Source organism: Lactobacillus sp. UBA5813, assembly GCF_002417895.1.
In the GTDB taxonomy this organism is placed as follows: domain Bacteria; phylum Bacillota; class Bacilli; order Lactobacillales; family Lactobacillaceae; genus Lactobacillus; species Lactobacillus amylolyticus.
Window position 1 is genome coordinate 1 of sequence record NZ_DICZ01000033.1, and the last position, 19313, is coordinate 19313.

General features: G+C 38.2%; 20 protein-coding genes, 1 tRNA gene and 1 pseudogene. 7 read left to right on the forward strand and 15 right to left on the reverse strand.

Going from position 1 to position 19313, the window contains the following annotated elements; genetic code table 11:
* The 5 genes and pseudogenes from B2008_RS06135 to B2008_RS06155 form a co-directional block, all read left to right on the forward strand.
* Positions 1 to 124, forward strand: a 124-nt coding sequence (locus B2008_RS06135; RefSeq protein ID WP_286822617.1) for a DUF4430 domain-containing protein, incomplete at its 5' end; no start/stop codon positions are given.
* Positions 125 to 197: 73 nt separating this feature from the next.
* A complete protein-coding gene (locus B2008_RS06140; protein ID WP_080880986.1) occupies positions 198 to 581 on the forward strand; it encodes a DUF4430 domain-containing protein in 384 nt (127 codons plus the stop codon).
* Between the two features lie 25 nt (positions 582 to 606).
* Positions 607 to 1137, forward strand: a complete 531-nt coding sequence (locus B2008_RS06145) for an ECF transporter S component (protein WP_281828506.1) — start codon at positions 607 to 609, stop codon at positions 1135 to 1137.
* Entirely contained in the window at positions 1134 to 1688 is a 555-nt protein-coding gene (locus B2008_RS06150; protein ID WP_281828505.1) for a cob(I)yrinic acid a,c-diamide adenosyltransferase, read from the forward strand. Before B2008_RS06145 ends, B2008_RS06150 begins: the two co-directional genes overlap by 4 nt.
* A 397-nt stretch (positions 1689 to 2085) precedes the next feature.
* Positions 2086 to 3213, forward strand: a pseudogene (locus B2008_RS06155) (acyltransferase); the annotation flags it as partial.
* 39 nt (positions 3214 to 3252) lie between these two features.
* On the opposite strand, the gene B2008_RS06160 reads toward B2008_RS06155, so the two are convergent.
* Positions 3253 to 3771, reverse strand: coding sequence for a TetR-like C-terminal domain-containing protein (locus tag B2008_RS06160; RefSeq protein ID WP_281828504.1), 519 nt, complete (start codon positions 3769 to 3771; stop codon positions 3253 to 3255).
* Between the two features lie 159 nt (positions 3772 to 3930).
* A tRNA-Thr gene (locus tag B2008_RS06165) sits at positions 3931 to 4003 on the reverse strand.
* Between the two features lie 162 nt (positions 4004 to 4165).
* Here B2008_RS06165 and B2008_RS06170 point away from each other — a divergent pair.
* Entirely contained in the window at positions 4166 to 4876 is a 711-nt protein-coding gene (locus B2008_RS06170) for an MgtC/SapB family protein (RefSeq protein ID WP_281828503.1), read from the forward strand.
* A gap of 107 nt (positions 4877 to 4983) precedes the next feature.
* Entirely contained in the window at positions 4984 to 6243 is a 1260-nt protein-coding gene (locus B2008_RS06175; RefSeq protein WP_281828502.1) for a DUF2974 domain-containing protein, read from the forward strand.
* Between the two features lie 85 nt (positions 6244 to 6328).
* Here the strand turns inward: B2008_RS06175 and B2008_RS06180 are convergent, their stop codons facing one another.
* The 13 genes from B2008_RS06180 to yaaA all read right to left on the reverse strand — a co-directional run bounded on the left by B2008_RS06180 (position 6329) and on the right by yaaA (position 19105).
* Positions 6329 to 6589, reverse strand: a complete 261-nt coding sequence (locus B2008_RS06180; RefSeq protein WP_281828501.1) for a GlsB/YeaQ/YmgE family stress response membrane protein — start codon at positions 6587 to 6589, stop codon at positions 6329 to 6331.
* A complete protein-coding gene (locus B2008_RS06185; protein ID WP_281828523.1) occupies positions 6589 to 6744 on the reverse strand; it encodes a CsbD family protein in 156 nt (51 codons plus the stop codon). Before B2008_RS06185 ends, B2008_RS06180 begins: the two co-directional genes overlap by 1 nt.
* A 126-nt stretch (positions 6745 to 6870) precedes the next feature.
* Positions 6871 to 7749, reverse strand: a complete 879-nt coding sequence (locus tag B2008_RS06190; protein WP_281828522.1) for an ROK family protein — start codon at positions 7747 to 7749, stop codon at positions 6871 to 6873.
* A gap of 150 nt (positions 7750 to 7899) precedes the next feature.
* Positions 7900 to 9291 (reverse strand): replicative DNA helicase, encoded by a 1392-nt coding sequence (gene dnaB / locus B2008_RS06195; RefSeq protein WP_281828500.1) that lies wholly within the window; start codon positions 9289 to 9291, stop codon positions 7900 to 7902.
* Positions 9292 to 9328: 37 nt separating this feature from the next.
* On the reverse strand, positions 9329 to 9784 hold the full coding sequence (gene rplI / locus B2008_RS06200; protein WP_281828499.1) for a 50S ribosomal protein L9: 456 nt from the start codon (positions 9782 to 9784) through the stop codon (positions 9329 to 9331).
* 11 nt (positions 9785 to 9795) lie between these two features.
* A complete protein-coding gene (locus B2008_RS06205; protein ID WP_281828498.1) occupies positions 9796 to 11814 on the reverse strand; it encodes a DHH family phosphoesterase in 2019 nt (672 codons plus the stop codon).
* Positions 11815 to 11953: 139 nt separating this feature from the next.
* The gene (rpsR, locus tag B2008_RS06210) at positions 11954 to 12190 is read right to left on the reverse strand and encodes a 30S ribosomal protein S18 (protein ID WP_281828497.1); all 237 of its coding nucleotides are present in this window, start codon (positions 12188 to 12190) and stop codon (positions 11954 to 11956) included.
* Positions 12191 to 12219: 29 nt separating this feature from the next.
* Complete coding sequence (ssb, locus tag B2008_RS06215; RefSeq protein ID WP_281828496.1) at positions 12220 to 12750, reverse strand: single-stranded DNA-binding protein; 531 nt, start codon at positions 12748 to 12750, stop codon at positions 12220 to 12222.
* A gap of 50 nt (positions 12751 to 12800) precedes the next feature.
* Complete coding sequence (gene rpsF, locus B2008_RS06220; RefSeq protein ID WP_281828495.1) at positions 12801 to 13097, reverse strand: 30S ribosomal protein S6; 297 nt, start codon at positions 13095 to 13097, stop codon at positions 12801 to 12803.
* Positions 13098 to 13303: 206 nt separating this feature from the next.
* Positions 13304 to 15784, reverse strand: coding sequence for a DNA gyrase subunit A (gyrA, locus tag B2008_RS06225; protein WP_281828494.1), 2481 nt, complete (start codon positions 15782 to 15784; stop codon positions 13304 to 13306).
* Between the two features lie 10 nt (positions 15785 to 15794).
* Positions 15795 to 17756, reverse strand: a complete 1962-nt coding sequence (gene gyrB / locus B2008_RS06230) for a DNA topoisomerase (ATP-hydrolyzing) subunit B (RefSeq protein ID WP_281828493.1) — start codon at positions 17754 to 17756, stop codon at positions 15795 to 15797.
* On the reverse strand, positions 17757 to 18884 hold the full coding sequence (gene recF, locus B2008_RS06235; protein ID WP_281828492.1) for a DNA replication/repair protein RecF: 1128 nt from the start codon (positions 18882 to 18884) through the stop codon (positions 17757 to 17759).
* Positions 18884 to 19105 carry a S4 domain-containing protein YaaA gene (yaaA, locus tag B2008_RS06240; RefSeq protein WP_006351705.1) on the reverse strand — a complete coding sequence of 74 codons (222 nt, stop codon included), beginning with the start codon at positions 19103 to 19105 and terminating at the stop codon, positions 18884 to 18886. Before yaaA ends, recF begins: the two co-directional genes overlap by 1 nt.
* Positions 19106 to 19313 lie beyond the last annotated feature (208 nt).

Genomic DNA, 19313 nt, shown 5'->3' on the forward strand with positions numbered 1-19313 from the left:
TAGCCAAAATAAATCTAAAAAGATTTATTGGACCTACACCGTAAATGGCAAATGGGCTAATGCTGCCAACAAAGTTTATCTACACAACAAAGATAGAGTTGTGTGGACACGGAGCAAATTTTAATTTTAAAATGGAGTAATTTAACAAGCGGGGCATGCCCAATTAAATAAAAATCAAAATTCTTGGAGGATTAAAAATGAATAAATTAGTTAAAAAGCTCGGTTTACTTCTCACTGTTATCCTGTTATCCTTGGGTGCTGTTGGCATCGCAGATGCAAACAATAACCAAGTTCAGGCTGCTAAGACAATCAGAGTTACATATACTTTGAAAAATAATAAGAAAACAATTGCTAAAAAGAATATTAGAGTTAAAAAACATACTACTGTTTTAGCAGCACTTAAAAAATGCTGGAAAGTAAAGTCTTCTGGCGGTTTTGTTACCAGCATTCATGGCTATAGCCAAAATAAATCTAAAAAGCTTTATTGGACCTACACCGTAAATGGTAAATGGGCTAATGCTGCCAACAAAGTTTATCTACACAACAAAGATAGAGTCGTGTGGACACGGAGCAAATTTTAATTTTAAAATGGAGTAATTTAACAAAATGTCGACTACTACACATAAACAAATTAAGCGACTTGCTTTATTAGCAATTTTGACGGCAATGGCTGTCGTGCTAAGAGTGGCGCACTTTATTCCAGTTCCAAACGTTCAACCAGTAACTGATATCTTAATGATCTCAACTTTGGAAATGGGATTTGGATTTGGAGTCGCCCTAGCAGTCTTGGTAATGGTCATTTCCAACATCTTCTTAGGTTTCGGAATTTGGACTTTGCCGCAGATCGCTGCTTATGCTGTTTGTGTGTTAGTAGTCTTTTTGTTTGGCAAAATTCCTGTTTTTTGTAAACATTTTTGGCTGCAAATTATTCTTGCTACCCTGCTAGGTTATGTCTATGGCCTTATTATTAACTTTGGCATGTCAATTTGGGGTGGCTGGGAAGCCTTTATCGTTTACACTGCTGGCAGTTTCTTGTTTGATACTTACCACTGCATCGGCAATTTTGTCTTCTACCCTATTTTGTACAAGCCATTAACTCTAGCACTTGAACGATACAATCGAGGAAAGATGAAATGACAATCAAAATTTACACTAAAGTTGGCGATCAAGGAACAACCAAGCAAGTCAGCGGCAAGATGGTGCCAAAAGATGATCTGCAAATCGTTGCTTTAGGCGATGTTGATGAATTGCAGTCATACATCGGAGTGGTGATTGCAAATTTATCAGAAAAATGTTTGAGTCTAAGCGATGAACTGCAGGACCTGCAACGCAATCTCTACTTTCTTGAAGCCGATATCGTAGTCAAGCAGCGTCAGGAAATTGATGATAAAAAAGTTAGCGAGTTGGAAAGCAGAATTGATGAACTAACTGCAAAAATTCCTAAAATTCCTGAATTTATTTTGCCAGGAGGAATGAAAACTGGAGCTAACTTACAATATGCACGGACAATTGCTCGCCGAGCTGAACGCTCATTGGTAAAATTGAACCGTGAAGAGCAAAAATTGGCTCCTAGCAATTTAAAATACATCAATCGATTATCTGACTATCTTTTCACTTTAGGACGTTATGCGAATGTTCTGGACGGATATAAGGACGTTAAGAGCAAGATTAGAAAAAATAAAAAATAAAGAAAAGCATGGTATTGAAAAATTCAATATCATGCTTTTTTTCTCCATGAAACGTCATCGTTTAAAAAATTTGAAATTTTTTCGGTAAAAATCGATTTTTTGACGTACTTAATAAATAGAGGGGAATATATAACTCCATAAATTTATCCAAATACATCCTATTCTCTACACTTTCCCCTCACTCTATATTTAAACTTCTATTTGCATTTTTTTGGTAAAGAACCAGCTTACATATTGTAAGTTGGTCCTTTATTTTGTAACCATTTGTTAACATTATTATGTTTTTTTGATCACAACTTCCGTTTATAATTTTTAATATTAGTATTCAAAGGAGCTATATTTGTGAAAACAGAGAAAAACAGAGAAAAAACATCGAGTTTATTTATACGAAGTTGATCTAATGCGATGTTTCTTCATGTTGGCCGTTCTCGCCACACACGTTACATCGCATTATACCGACGCTTTCGTAAATGGCTCGCATTCACATGAATTAATGTTAGCCAGTCACATGATGCTGCACTTTGCACGATATGGTTTTATGTTCATCACGGGTCTGGTATTATTTTTGGTTTATTATAACCGAAAGATTCATTTGAAGAAGTTTTGGATAAAACATATCGGCAATATTGGTATCCCCTACGTATTCTGGATGGGAGTTTCCCTTTTCATTACCATGTGGCTATTCCATAGAGCTGATTTCACTTGGAACAACTGGTTTACTACCTGGCTTAACGATGTACTATATGCCAAACGGTTCTACCTCTACTATTTGTATGTCACCATGCAGTTCTACCTGGTCTTTCCTTTATTGGTTTGGCTATTTAAGAAAACTGAGGGCCATCACAATACCGTTTTAGCAATTTCAGCTGCAATTCAAATGATCATGCTGTTGTTCTACGTAAAGTATATTTTTCCAAATCAAAGTCATGCTGGCTGGCCATTCCTCTTGAAGTATTACGGCAATAATGTTTTTTTCTACGAAGATTATTTCGTCTTAGGTGGATATGTTTGGATTCATTATGATACTGTTAAAAAATGTATTCGAAAATATCGTTATTGGATCTACTCAGCGACTGTCCTGCTTAGCTTGGGAACAATTCCGCTATACTTGTTCAATGCAAAAATCATGAACTTCCATCGTCACCTTTCCCAGCTTGCTCACCAACCATACATTATGGTTTATTCAACGGCAGTCATCTTATCTGCGATCTCTGTTTCATTGAAATACGCAGAAGTTAGAACCCAACCTAAGTGGCAACGCTTCTCCAAGTTGGTCGGAATGACATCTTTATTATCATTCGGTATTTATTTGACTCAAACTGCACCAATAATTTTGCTGGATCACTTCCTAACAACCGTTAACATTTACGTTCCAAGCTGGCAATTATTGATCATGTTGCCATTTGGATTGCTATTCGTAATTGCTGTAGCTTGGCTCATTTCCTACTTCTGCTTCAAGGTTCCGCCATTAGGAATTTTGATTGGACGACCAAATTGGAAAAAGAAAAAGGCAAAAGCTGCCTAATAAAAAGATCGAGCTTTGATAGCTCAATCTTTTTTTGTCCTAATTTTTTTCAAGCAAATCTATTGGCGCTAACATTTGACTAACATTTAGAATCTTTGAAAAGTGTTCAACGCTTTCGGGATGAGGATTGTCTATCCAGGCCCTAATCAGACTTAGCAATCCATCGATAAGCAATTCTTGGGCATAATATGATGGAATTTTATCAGTAAGATGCACGTTATATAACTGGGCTCTGCTTCTTATCTCTTTAGTTAAGATCGCCCGCAGCTTTTGCCAAAAACGCTGATCACCATTATTTGAAAAAAGCACCTTATACAGATCATGTTCTTGATCAATTGCTCCTATAATCCCGTTCAAAAAGAGATAGTTTTTACGCCACAGATCTGTTTTATCCTTTACTACTTTTCTGATAATACTTTGACGCTCTTTTTGAAAATTGATTTTAAGATCATCAAATAATTTCTGCTCGAGCTTATCCAGTAAATCATATTTGTCTTTATAATGCAGATAAAAAGTACGACTCTCAAAAAACCGCGTGCAAAAATTGCACTTTAACAAATTAACAGGGTGCACTTATTGTGCATCATTTGCCTTTATACAAAAAATTAACCTTAACTCATCTTCGTAAAACGTTGATAAATCAAGGTTAATCAATTAAACGATTATTTTTAGACAAAAAAAGAACTCAGCTCTTCAACTAAGTTCTTCATCAAGTTATGCTGACTAGAGGATTCGAACCTCCGACCTCATCATTACTAATGACGTGCTCTGCCAACTGAGCTAAGTCAGCAACTCTTTGTTGTCTCACCCGACAACAGTATTAATTAAACCATACGAGCCATACTTGTGCAAGTGTTTTTTTTATTTTTCCAAAAAACTTTTTTTCTCTGTAATTTCACTCTATTTATACTAGAATAAGAGATGTGTAATTAAATATAGAAAGGGTGACTTCATGACCAGCCTAACAGGTTTAACTCCACTCTTAGTTCAATTAGATTGGTTGCTTAGAATTGTCGTTGCTGCCATCTGTGGTGCCATTATCGGCTATGAACGTACGATTCAAAGAAAAAGCGCCGGTGTCAGAACTCACATCGTTGTTGCGATGGCTTCTGCCTTATTCATGATCGTTTCCAAATACGGATTCGCTGATCTTCTGAATATGCATGGCATTGCTCTTGATCCATCAAGAATTGCTGCTCAAATCGTAACTGGTATTTCATTTATTGGTGCAGGTACAATTTTAGTCCGGCGTGAACAAATTTCAGGTTTAACTACCGCCGCCGGAGTTTGGGCAGTAGCTGCTATTGGTATGGCTGTCGGTGCCGGAATGTACGCAATCGGTATTTTAACTACTATTTTCTTATTCTTCGTTCAGATGATTTTCCACGACGATACTTTAATCAATAAGATTATTGTCCACGTCCGCTTCAATATTCAAATTGAGGCCGTCAATAAGCACCATATTTTACCGCAGATAAAAGAAGAACTTGAAGAGAATCAGGTTGAAAATATTTCTGTTAAAATTCTTGATGTTAGCGATGAAAAAATTGTCTTCAACGTCGATGGTATTATTAACAATAAGAAAGATGAAAATGATATCATCATGGCTTTAAGAAAATATCCTGATATTACAAGAATCAGCTACACACGTGGTGGCCAATAATTTTTTAAAATTTGATGATTAGAGGACTTTGTAAGCCCTCTTTTTTTCTGCTCTTTCAAATTGTTGTTAAAATAGATACTATAAATAGTTTTAGAAAGGATGATTATTTGGCAAATTCACTAGATTACCTTCGTTGGCGTGGCGATCTAACTTTCGCTGAGAGGCCTTTTAACAGCGTTGACGCCTCGCTTCTTGCTTCACTAATCTACTTGCCCGTTGATGGTTCTGCCGCCGGTCACACGCTCAGTGAGGTCGCAGATCGGTTACGTGAGCTTTCCTCTTTCCAAAAACAGATGCATGATGAAACTGGAACTGAGGTTTTGCTCTTACCAAAATGTTCTAGACTTGGTGATATCGAGATTCTTAACTGGACCAATCGCATGGAAAAAAAGCCTCACCCATTGCAGTTCACGGCTGGAACTTTTCGTCTGAATGAGAAAACTATCCTAATATCCTATCGTGGAACCGATAGCTCAATGATCGGCTGGAATGAAGACATGAATATGAATTTTATGCCTGAAGTATATGGCCAAAATGTGGCTGCCAATTACCTCAATGCAATCGCAAAGAAGTATCCAAATGACCGCATCTATCTGGTGGGCCATTCAAAAGGTGGCAACTTTGCTCAATATGCTTTAAGTGCTGTCCGTCCCGAATTGCAGAATCGGATTATAAAAGCACTTAGTTTTGATGGTCCCGGCTTTTTCCATAAAGTTTATACCAGTCCCGGTTTTGAACGTACTATCAAAAAAATGAAGACTTATCTGCCAGAAGGATCAATTATTGGTACGATGCTTGATCACCCCGAACGTACTTTAATTGTTAAAAGTACAGTTCCGATGAAAGATCAACACGATCCTCGACGCTGGAATGTTGGACGTGATAGTTTCGTACTTGCAGAAGGCTTAACTACTAGTGCCCGCGTTTTGCGTCATGCTTTAATTCATTTTAATCATTCAATTCCTGATGCTAAACGGGGCGAAATGTTTTCTGCATTATTTGATGCCTTTGAAAATTCAGAAATCAGCGATGTCAATCAATTGACTGCCCATAAGATTCTCGGTACTTATCGCTTCAGCAGAGTCGTTATGTCACTTGATCCTGATCTACGGCAAATTTTTACCAGTATTTTTTCAGACGTCTGGACTACTTATCGCAATAATTTAAATCTGCCTTTTGTGGATGGTGAATTTCAATATTATCCTAAGAGCAATGATTCCAGCAAGGCACCTATTTTCTTCGAATTCTATGATCAAAGCCACCCTGCTGTTAAATTATACAAGACTTTGCTTAAGCGCAAAAGTGCTCAGGACCACAAATTCAAATTTGGAAAAAACAGTGAAGATAAAAAAGACGAGCAAGAATAATTGTTTCATGTGTAACACAAAAAAGACATTCAACTATGAATGTCTTTTTTATTTGGATTCATTCTTTGATTTTAGTTTTATTAATTTAGTCTGTTCTTCTATTGACCATTCCAACAATAAATGAAACAACCAATACCAAGATAACAGCACCTAAAATTGATGGAACAATTGCCATTTCAGCTACTTGTGGACCCCATGCACCAAAGAGTGCCTGACCTAAACTGGATCCAATTAACCCTGCTAAGATATTAGCAATCCAACCCATAGACTTTCCGTGTCCTGTAATGGCACTGACAATCAATCCGATTACGCCACCAACTATTAAAACCCATAGCCAATGTAACATTATGTTTCCCTTCTTTCTTTTTTCTTTTCAGCTTTGCCCTTGGCTTGCTGAGTTTTGTCTTCGGCCTCATGCAGCTTATCGCCAGTCACTTTGCCTTCAACTTCTTTAAGCTTGCCAGTAATTTGGTCTTTTATTCCATTTTTATCTTTTGTCATCATTTTTTCCTCCTTTTTCTTTTGATTTCTATATCTTAATTTTATCTTAAAAGTGACATTGTGTCACCTTATTTCAAATAAAAAGACTTACTTTAGGAAATTATTTAGAAAGTGAGTCTGATTAATTTAATTCAAAAGAGTTTTAGCTAATTCAAAGTCGCCTAAAGTAGCAGAACCATTTTCAGCCACTGCCGGAGTCACAATTAAATCATTCAAATCTGGAGTTGCAACATAATTATTGTTGAATTCATCGAAATATTTGCGAACCTTAACCAAATCATTTTCGTTTAAAGCTGAACCACCAACAATCATTACATCAGGTCTTGAGGCCATATAAACGTTAAATAAAAGTTGGGCAACGTAGTAAGCAACATAAGTAAATACTTTGTTATCACGCGATAATTTTTCACCAGGAATGCCCGTTCTTCCTTCCAAAGTTGGACCAGCTGCCATCCCTTCCACACAATTACCGCCGTGGAACGGACAATGGCCTTCATAATCATCGCCAGGATAACGTTTAATCAGCATATGTCCCATTTCAGGATGGTTATTGAGGCCCAAGAACTTGCCTGCTTGAACGATTCCGGCTCCTACACCTGTTCCGATCGTAACGTAAAAGTAGGTCTTGGTATCGTCTTGTCCGCGAGCAATATATTCACCATAGCAAGATGCATTAACATCTGTCGTCATTACAACCGGAATACCAAGTTCTTTTTCAAAAAAGCCCTTAAAATTAGTACCTGACCAGCCTGGCTTAGGAGTGTCCAAAATATAGCCGAAAGTATGTGAATGCTTATTAATATCGATTGGGCCAAAGGTTCCGATTCCTAAAGCATCAATTGGATTCTTTTTGAAGAAATCAGCACTTTCTTGCAACGTCTTTTTAGGATCTTCAGTTGAAATCCGCGCACGCGCAGTCACTTTACCACTTTCAATATCTTGAACAGCAACAATAAATTTAGTACCGCCAGCTTCAATGCTGCCAACAAATTTCTTTTCTGCCATCTTTTTCATCTTTTTCATCCTTTTCTCTTTTGTATCTTCAGTTAATTTTTATTATATGAAAAAACATCGTTTTGTGTAAAGGCTTACAGCTGTATGTAAACAAAAAAGCCGACAATAGCAATTTAATTCACTACTGCGACTTTTTACGTCTTACTTTTGTGAAGCATCATCATGCGCATAATCCAGGTTCGAGAAGCGGTTATATGGCTTCGAGAACATCAATTTGACAGTCCCACGGCTACCTGAACGGTTCTTTTCAATAATCACTTCTACTTCGCCATTATCGTCTTCTGCGCCAACTTCTTTATCTGCATCACTTTCACCATCATCTTCTTTATCACGATAATAGTCCTCACGATACAGGAAGGAGACAATATCCGCATCCTGTTCAATAGAACCTGATTCACGAATATCTGATAAAACTGGCCTCTTGTCTTGTCGCTGTTCAACTGAACGTGATAGTTGTGACAAAGCAATCACTGGCACATGAAGTTCCTTGGCTAATTTCTTCAATTGCCGAGAAATTGCGGAAACTTCTTGCTGACGTGATTCACTCTTAGGCCCTTCAATTAACTGCAAATAGTCGATGACAATCAAACCCAAGTTGCCTTTTTCTTTAGCTAATCTTCTTGACTTGGCACGAATTTCGCTCATTTTAATGCCAGGTGTATCGTCAATATAGATACTGGCATTAGCTAAAGAGCCTGATGCCACAATCAGCTTTTTCCATTCTTCTTCATCAAGCTGACCCGTTCTAAGGTGCTGAGAAGCGATTAGCCCTTCTGAGGCCAGCATTCTCTGCACTAACTGTTCCCCGCTCATTTCAAGAGAGAACATCGCTACAGTCTTATCAGTATGTAGGCCTACGAATTGTGCAATGTTTAATGCGAATGAAGTTTTACCAACACCAGGACGAGCAGCCACAATAATTAATTCATCATCATGAAAACCTGTTGTCATTTTATCAAGTTCAGAAAAGCCTGTCGGCAACCCGGTTACCATGTTCCCATCATCAGGAATATTATTGATATCCTCAACTGTTGAGTTAACGATATCTTTAATCACTCTAAAACCGCCAGTATTGTTTTCTGATGAGACATTCATGATTTCGCTCTCGGCATCATCAAGAATATCGGTTACATCATCAGAACCATCCATGGCATTGCTGATAATTTTTTGACTTGCGGAAATAAGTCTTCTCAAAAGAGACTTACGATGAACGATTTGAGCATAATAAGTAACGTGCTCAGCTGTTGGTGTTGATAAGGCTAATTGCGAAACATAAGCAATCCCGCCAATATCATCCAATTGATTTTTCTTAGTCAGTTCATCTTGCAAAGTCAGTGGATCAATTGCATCCCCACGATCAGACAAATCCAGCATCGCTTGAAAAATTAAGCGATTAACCCGTTCATAAAAGTCCTCGGGGCGGACAACCGCACTCGCATCAGCAATTGCTTCAGGATCAATAAAAATCGCACCTAAAACAGCTTTTTCAGCTTCCGAATCATGCGGAATTTGTTGAGAAACAATATTATCCATTAAATATGACCACTTTTAACTAAAATAAATCGGTAACTTAATCTTGTTCAGTAATATGGACGCGAATTGTGCCTTCTACGCCCTTAAACAACTTAACTGGTACATTTGTGTAGCCCAATGCCTTAATTGGCTCAGGAAGGCTTAATTTGCGCTTATCGATCTTAATACCGTATTGCTTTTCCAAACCTTCAACAATCTTTTTGCCTGAAATTGAACCAAACAAACGAGCATCTGTACCGGCCTTTGACTTGAAGTTAACAACTGTTTCATCTTTATCAAGAACTGCCTTGATCTTTTCGGCTTCAGCCTTTTCAGCTTCATAAGCAGCCTTTTCATTTGCGGCTACTCTTTCCAAAGTATGCATATTTGCTTTAGTAGCTGCCTTAGCTAATCCACGTTTGAATAAGTAGTTTTGTGCATAGCCATCTGGAACGTTTTTAACATCTCCGCGTTTACCGCGACCTCTAACATCTTTAGTAAAAATAACTTTCATTTTTATCTCCTTTACTCATTTTCGTTTTCATACTCATCAATAGCAGCTAGCAATTTCTTTCTGGCTTCGTCAACGGTAATGCCTTTAATCTGAGTAGCAGCATTAGATAAGTGACCACCGCCACCCAATTTCTCCATAATGATTTGAACATTGATCTTACCCATTGACCGAGCTGAAATGCCAATTGTATCTTGATTGCGTCGTGTGATTGCAAAACTAGCACCGACATTTTCAATATCTAGTGCCGTATCAGCTGCTTGAGCTGTAATGATTGGATCAATCACCTGATCATCAGGTCCACAGATAACTGCCATATGAGGCTTGACCATCTTAAGTGTAGCAACTAAGTGAGTTCTTTCAAGAAAACTGTCTATATCTTCTTTAAGAAGCAAACTTACTACGGCTGAATCAGCTCCAATTGACCGTAAGTAACTGGCTGCATCGAATGTCCTCGTACCTGTACGTAATGAAAATTTATTTGAGTCAACTACGATCCCGGCCAACATCGCTGTTGCTTCAAGATCCGTCAAGACACGTTTACCGCCGGCAGGCTGCTGGTATTCGATCATTTCTGTTACCAACTCACAAGCTGAAGAAGCATATGGCTCAACGTATGTCAGCATTGGATTTTCAGGGAATTCTTCACCACGTCTGTGGTGATCGATCACAATGATTCTGTTCTTCAAACGATCATAGAGATCTTTAGAATAAGTAATTGAATACTTTGAGTGATCAACCATTACCAACACAGATTTATCAGTTGCAGCATCTAAAGCATCTTTTGGATCAATGAAGATATCATTATCTTGCTTTTCCTGCATTCTTACGACTAAGCGGCCAACATCATAATTGGTTTTGTTAGTATCAAGAACAAAGTGGGCCTTTACACCGTGCAAGCGGGCAATCTTAACAACCCCAATACCACTACCGACAGAGTCCATATCAGGACGTTGATGCCCCACGACAAATACTTGATCCGCATCTTTGAACAATTCACTGATTGCTTGAGAAACCATTCTCGCACGTACACGAGTCCGTTTTTCCATTGGGTTGGATTTACCACCATAGAAACGAGCATCTTTACCAGGCTGCCGCAAAACAACCTGATCACCACCACGTCCTAGGGCTAAATCAAGATTGGATTGTGCTTGGTTAGCAACTTCAGTTAATGAATCGCTGCCAAAGGCTATCCCAATTGAAAGCGTAAGTGGCGTGTTGCTTCTACTGGTCTCTTGCCGAATTTTATCCAAAACTGAAAACTTGTCTTTTTCCATTTTAGATAATTCATGCATGTGCATCAAAATCAAGAAGTGATCTTCATCGATTCGCTTAAGGTATGCCTTAAATTTTTTAGCATAGTCGCTCAACGTATTCTGGATATATGAACTCATACTGGTCAGATCTTGATCATGCATGGTTTCGCTTAATTCATCATAGTTATCAATGAAAATTTGTCCGATAGCAAGACGTTCAGCCTTATATTTGTCTTCGATTTTGGCATACTTGGTAATATCGAGTAAATAAATAACCCCCAAGTCATCTTGCACTACCATTTCGAACTTGTGGCCATCCCACTGCACAATTCGATTTTCAGCAGTTTTTGCTTTAACCGCAGCGTTGAGCAACTTATCCAAATTGGGATCAACTGACTCGATTGTATGTCCAATGACATCGTCATCTTTTAAATACAATTGCAAGTAAGGGTTTACCCATTGAACTTGATGTTCATCGTCATAAAGCAAGATGCCAAGCGGCATTTTGATCATTGCCTCTTGTTCACTACGCTTTATTCTGTATGATAAGTTAATTGCGTAGTTGTTGGCATTCCCAGCCAAAACATAAGTACCGTAAATAGCGAACGCTACCGTTAAGATAAAAATTAAAACTAGCGCCAAACCAAATAACGGATTCATAATCATCCCGATAATGCCGCCAAGAAGAGACAAAACCAGAATAATTATTACGGAAGCAGTTAACCGCGAATCTCGAATAAATGCGGGCAATTCAAGCTTACGTAAAAAATCTTTCATGAAAGATCCTTCCTAAAAATAGGTATGTTACTTCAGCATTAATTATACCTTATCCGGCAAAATTAAGAAAAATTTAGCAAAAAAAGATACCCGAAGCTTTTGCTTCAAGTATCTTTTTTTATTATTATCTGTCGACCAATTAGTCTTCAGCAACAAATGGCAACAAGCCCATAATACGAGCTCTCTTAATTGCGTTTGCTACCTTACGTTGGTTCTTTGCACTAGTGCCAGTGACACGACGTGGTAAAATCTTACCTCTTTCTGAGATAAAACGTTTCAACAGATCAACGTCCTTGTAGTCTACGTAGTTGATGTGGTTAGCTGCAATGTAGTCAACCTTGCGACGACGACGGCCGCCTCTTCTTTGTTGAGCCATATCCCTAGGTCCTTTCTTTTAGTCTATTTTTAGAATGGAAGATCATCATCGGAAATATCAATAGTATCACCTGAGCCGGCAAATGGATCTTGCGGCTTATTTTGTGAATTATTGCTATTGTTATTAGTATTATTCGATGCTGCCCCATTATTAGGTTGGAAATTGTTAGTGTTTGATGCGCCAGCATTTCCGTCGTTACTTGGTGTGTAACCACCATTTTGGCCACGGGCTTCACGATCTTTGCGTGATTCGAGCAATGCAAAATTGTCAACGACAACTTCAGTTACATATACTCTTTGCCCATCTTTATTATCATAACTTCTGGTTTGAATTCGGCCATCAACACCAACTAATGAGCCTTTTGAAGTAAAGCTGCAGAAGTTTTCTGCTGATTTTCTCCAAATAACACAATTGATGAAGTCTGCGCCTCTCTCACCTTGAGCATTTGTAAATTGACGGTCAACAGCAAGAGTAAACGTAGCAACCGAGATTCCACTCCCAGTAGTACGTAATTCAGGATCACGCGTTAATCGGCCAACAAGTACAACTCTATTAATCATACTTAGGTCCTCCTTTTCCTAAATCACGATATCTTTTCGATAATAAATTATTACTTGTCCAACTTAACAGTCATTGAACGCAAAATAGCGTTGTCAATCTTGGACAAACGGTCAAATTCGTTAACAGCGTCAGCGTTATCTGCAGTGAAAGTCATGATGTGGTAAGTACCTTCACGATACTTATCGATTTCGTATGCAAAATGACGCTTGCCCCAGTCTTTGGATTCAACCATAGTACCACCGTTGTCAGCGATAACCTTATCGTAGTTATCTACAACAGCCTTTTTGTCTTCTTCACTTACGTCAGGTTTGATGATGTAAGTTACTTCGTACTTAGTAGTTGCCATAAACTATTGCACCTCCTTCTGGACTAAATGGTTCTTGCAATTCAAGAACAAGGAGTAATGGAAAATTATTACTCGCACTGTCCAATTCTATCATATAAACAAAAAATTACCAAACTTTTTTACGTGATCCTGGAGATATTTTTATACCTCTATATATTAAATACGTAAAAAATGTCTGATAATTTTTTATTTTTTAAAATTATTCTTTATTCAGCATCATCTGTTGAATTATCGGTTGTTTCTTGATCATCTTCAGTCGGAACAATAGCAAGACTAGATACTTTGCTGTCGCCATTAACCTTGATTAATCTTACACCTAAAGTATTTCTGCCAGTTTGAGATACATCAGAAATCTTGAACCGAATCATAATACCATCAGTGGTAATAACCATAATATCCTTACTGCCGTCAACTACAGTTACACCTGCAAGCGGACCATTCTTTTCAGAAACATTAGCGGTCTTAATTCCTTTACCGCCACGGCCTTTAATTGGATATTCACTAGCTGGAGTCCGTTTACCATAGCCTTTTTCAGAAATAACCATTACTTCATCATTTGGCTTAATTACTTCAGAACCAACTACGTAGTCGTTATCACGCAAGTTAATACCGCGAACACCGGCAGCCGTTCTTCCCATTGGACGAACGTCACCTTCGTTAAAGGTTACGGCATAACCCAAATGAGTACCAATCAAGATATTTTGCTTACCATCAGTAGTCAAAACATTGCTCAATTCATCCCCATCACGAAGAGTTAAGGCAATTAAACCACTGTTTCTAATATTAGAGAATTCACTGACGTGGGTCCGCTTAACTGTTCCCATCTTAGTGATAAAGAACAAGTAGTTGTCATCTGCCCCTTCAGGAATATTGATAACAGTTTGGATCTTTTCACCTTTCTCAAGTTGCAAAATATTTACAATTGGCAAGCCTTTAGCAGTTCTTCCGAATTCAGGAATTTCATATGCCTTCTTGGAGTAAACCTTGCCTTTATTGGTGAAGAACAAAAGCATGTCATGGGTACTGGAGTAAATTAAGTGTTCAGTGAAGTCGCCATTTTGAACGCCAATGCCTTTAATTCCTTTACCACCACGGTTCTGCGTCTTAAATTCTGTAATCGGCATCCGTTTAATGTAACCTTTATGGGTCAAAGTTAATAGAACGTTTTGCTTTTCAATCAAATCTTCATCTTCAATTGAAATTACTTCACTAGCACCAATTTCAGTACGACGTTCGTCACCAAAGCGTTTTTGAATATCAAGCAATTCATCATAAATGATTTGATCGATTCTCTCTGGCTTAGCAAGAATATCTTTGTAGTCTGCAATTTTGACTTGCAAGTCTTTGTATTCAGCTTCAACCTTGTCGCGTTCCAAGCCGGTCAAACGAACCAAACGCATATCCAAGATAGCTTGTGATTGCTTATCATCTAAGCCAAATCTGCTAATCAAAGCTGCCTTAGCAATATCACTTGATTGACTAGAACGAATAATTTTAACGATTTCATCAATATGATCAAGGGCGATTCTTAAACCTTCAAGAATGTGTGCTCTTGCTTCAGCTTTAGCTAATTCGAATTTTGTCCGGCGAGTAACAACGTCTTCTTGGTGATCCAAGTAATATTTAAGCATTTGCTTCAGAGTCAAGAAGTGTGGTGCACCATCAACAATGGCAACCATATTCATTCCGAAGTTAGCTTGCATTTGCGTTTCTTTGAACAAATTATTCAAAACAACGCTAGCGCTGGCATCACGACGAATATCAATCGTGATTCTCATACCAGTCTGGTCAGATTCATCCCGCACACCGGTAATGCCATCAATTGTCTTTTCACGTGCTAAATCGGCAATTTTCTTAACCAATTCAGCTTTGTTGACCATGTATGGAATTTCACTGACAATAATTCGTTCACGACCACTTTTTTCGGTTTCGATATTGGTTTTGGCACGAACGACAATGTTGCCTTTACCAGTTTCATAAGCGCGATAAATACCACCACGTCCCATAATAATACCACCAGTTGGGAAGTCAGGACCTGGAATTACTTTCATTAAATCCTTAGTTGTAACGTCAGGATTTTTCATCAGCATATGCAGTCCATTAATGACCTCTTTTAAGTTGTGCGGCGGAATGTTGGTAGTCATCCCAACAGCAATTCCGTTTGCCCCGTTTACAAGCAGGTTCGGAATTCTAGCTGGCAAAACAACCGGTTCGTTTTCAGTATCATCATAGTTTCTTTGCCAGTCAATCGTGTTCTTATTGATATCACGAAGCATTTCAACAGCGATCTTACTCATTCTTGCTTCGGTATAACGCATTGCGGCCGGCTCATCCCCATCAACAGAACCGAAGTTACCGTGCCCGTCGACTAACATGTAACGGTATGAGAAATCTTGGGCCATGTGTGCCATTGCCAAATAAATTGATGAGTCACCATGTGGGTGGAACTTACCCATAACTTCACCAACAATTCTGGCTGATTTTTTATAAGGCTTATCAGGCGTAACACCCAATTCGCTCATTCCGTAAAGAATACGACGCTGAACTGGCTTTAAACCATCACGTACATCAGGCAAAGCACGAGCAACGATAACAGACATGGCATAGTCCAAAAATGAGCTACGCATCGTACTGGTCAAATCAACATTTCGGATTCTACGATCTTGAGCTTGATTATCGTTATCCATTTATTTCCTCCTAAGCATCCAAGTTTTCAACGTATTTAGCATTAGTTTCGATAAATTTACGTCTTGGAGCTACTTCGTTACCCATTAATAAATCAAAAACTGCATCTGCATCTTTAGCATATTCTGGGCTTACACGATCAAGGCGTCGGTTTTCTGGATTCATTGTTGTGTCCCACAACTGTTCTGGGTCCATTTCACCTAATCCCTTGTAACGCTGAACGATTGGTTTAGGACTTGGTTGCAAGCTTCCTAAATAATCGTGTAATTCTTCATCAGTATCAAGATACTTAACAACCTTACCTTGACGAACTTGGTAAAGAGGTGGACGTGCAATATATACATATCCCTTTTCAATCATTGGACGCATGTAGTTGTAGAACAGCGTTAACAAAAGCGTACGAATGTGGGCTCCATCGACATCGGCATCTGTCATGATAATCAATTTGTGGTAGCGAGCCTTGGAAACATCGAAATTAGCACCAAAGCCAGTACCTAAAGCCGTAAACAATGAACGAATTTCCTGGTTAGCCAAGATTCGATCCATTGAGGCCTTTTCAACGTTCAAAATCTTACCTCTGATTGGCAAAATTGCTTGCGTTAAACGTGAACGACCTTGTTTAGCAGAACCACCGGCTGAATTACCTTCGACGATGAACAATTCTGAAATGCTTGGATCATTACTGGTGTTATCAGCTAATTTACCTGGCAAGTTGGCAATTTCAAGGCCTGACTTTTTACGAGTTACTTCACGTGCGCGTTTAGCAGCAGTTCTTGCTCTTTCAGCTAACTGAGCTTTTTCAACAATCTTGCGGCCAACACTTGGATTTTCCATTAAGAAACGGCTAAAAGTTTCTGAAAAGGCCTTATCGACAGCAGTTCTTGCATCGGAGTTACCCAATTTAGTCTTGGTCTGTCCTTCAAACTGTGGGTTCGGGTGCTTTACTGAAACAACTGCGGTCATTCCTTCACGAATATCTTCACCAGAAAGGTTGTCATCCTTGTCCTTAAGGATTTTAGCCTTATGAGCATAGTCATTAACAACACGAGTTAATGCTGTCTTAAATCCGGCTTCGTGCATCCCACCTTCATAGGTGTGAATGTTATTGGCAAAAGTCATCAAAGTTGTCTTGTAACCATTAGTGTATTGAAGGGCTACTTCAACGTTAATGCCATCATAGTCGCCTTCAACATAAATTGGATCATCAAACAAAACTTCTGTATCGCGGTTTAAGAAGGCAACATATTCTTTGATACCACCTTCATAAAGATAAACATCAGTTTCAGCAGTATCTTTACGTTTATCGGTAAAAGTTAATTTTAAGCCTTTGTTTAAGAAGGCCAATTCGCGAATTCTGTTCTTTAAAATTTTGTCATCGAAGGTAGTAGTTTCAGTGAAAATATCAGGATCTGGATAGAAGTGAACCGTTGTACCGTGTTGGTCTAAAGGTACTGTACCGATTTGCTTCATTTCATCTTTTACACGACCGTGATCAAAGTCAATAAAGTACTTCTTACCATCACGAACAACAGTAACGTCCAACTTAGTAGAAAGAGCGTTAACTACAGAGGCACCAACCCCGTGTAAACCACCGGATACTTTGTATCCGCCACCGCCAAATTTACCACCGGCGTGAAGAACTGTAAAAACAGTTTCAAGAGCAGGACGACCGGTTTTAGCTTGAATATCTACTGGGATACCACGTCCGTCATCCTGAACTGTTACACTGCCATCTTCATTAACAGTGATTTCAATCTTGGTTGCAAAGCCTGCCAAGCGTTCATCGATACTGTTATCAATAATTTCCCATACCAAGTGATGCAAGCCTTGGGAACTAGTCGTACCAATGTACATACCAGGACGTTTACGAACAGCTTCAAGTCCACCTAAAACTTGAATCTGGCTGGCATTATATTTGTCGGCTTCTTTTTCGTATTTCTTGACTTGCTCAAGCTTTTTATCCTTATCAGCCATTTAATTCTCCTTTTCCAAACTAATCTTGCCGGATTGAACATGATAAATCCTCGGCTGTTTAATTATTTCCCAGGAAATTCCTTCCAAATCCGTGGTCGTAATAAAAGTTTGTGTCTTACCATGAATATAATTTAAAAGTGCGCTTTGACGTCCATGATCCAATTCACTCATTACGTCATCTAATAAAAGCAAAGGATATTCATCTGTCAGATGATGTACCAACTGGATTTCTGCTAATTTAATGCTTAATGCAATTGAACGCTGCTGTCCTTGCGAAGCATATAAATGAGCATTTTTGCCATCCAACTTAAATTCAATATCATCACGATGCGGTCCGGATAATGTTGTACCTTTCCTAATTTCCATTTCTTTTGTTTTTTGGAAATTGTTCAAGACCTTATGATAAATAGTTTCCGTATTATCATCACCAGTAATATTCGAAACCGATGGATGATATGTTATCGCTAATTTTTCACTTGCTAAGCTAATGTGCTCGTAAGCATCACTAGCAGAATGACTTAGATACTTTAAGAATTTAAAACGGCGTGAAATAACTTCCGCCGCGATTCCCGCTAATTGATCTGATAAAACATCCAAAAAGATTTGATCCTTGGCTTGACCTTTTGCCAATTGCTTCAAATAATTATTTTTTTGAAACAGCACTTGACGATACTTGCTGGCAAAATATAAATATTCCGCGTTAATTTGGCCAAATTCTTGATCCATGAATCTCCTTCTCAGAGCAGGTGCACCTTTGATCAATTCCAAATCTTCTGGTGAAAAAAGAATTGCATTTAATTGTCCAACATATTTGGATAATTTTGCCTGTTCAACTCGGTTGATCCATACCTTTTTTCCTTTTTTGGTAATTAATACTCGCAAGTCCAAATCAACTTGACTCTTGTGAACATGTCCCATTAAATTAGCATAATCGTTGCCAAAATGAATCAGTTCGCGATCGCTGCTTGTTCGGTGAGAACGCGTCAACGCCAAAAAATAAATAGCTTCCAGCAAATTGGTTTTTCCCTGCGCGTTTTTTCCAATAAAAATATTGACGTTCGGATCAAAATTAGTATCTATTTTTTCTAAATTACGATAATTTTGGACGATAAAATGATCGAGATACATTATCCTTGCCGAAACTTATACTGCACGTTTTCAACTGTTAGCTCATCACCAACGTGCAACTTTTTCCCGCGTCGATTTTCACTTTGACCATTCAAAATTACTGGATTATCTTTCAAATACCATTTTGCTTGGCCGCCAGAAGAAATAATATTTTCTTCTTTAAGGAATTGACTTAGGGTAATATATTCACCTTTGATTTCAAAATCCTTGATAGCACTCACCCTCTATACTTTTTATTACCTATATAATTATATTCGTTAATTTAATAAAAAACAAACAAAAACGCGCTTTTCAGGCGATTTGAGCGTTTTTTTGTCAATATAATCTAGTCATAGTCTTTAAGGCTAAAAATAAATGAGCGCAATTTTTAAGCACTCAGAGAAAAAATGACATAAAAAAACATCACCAAGCAATGTCATTAAGTTAAGA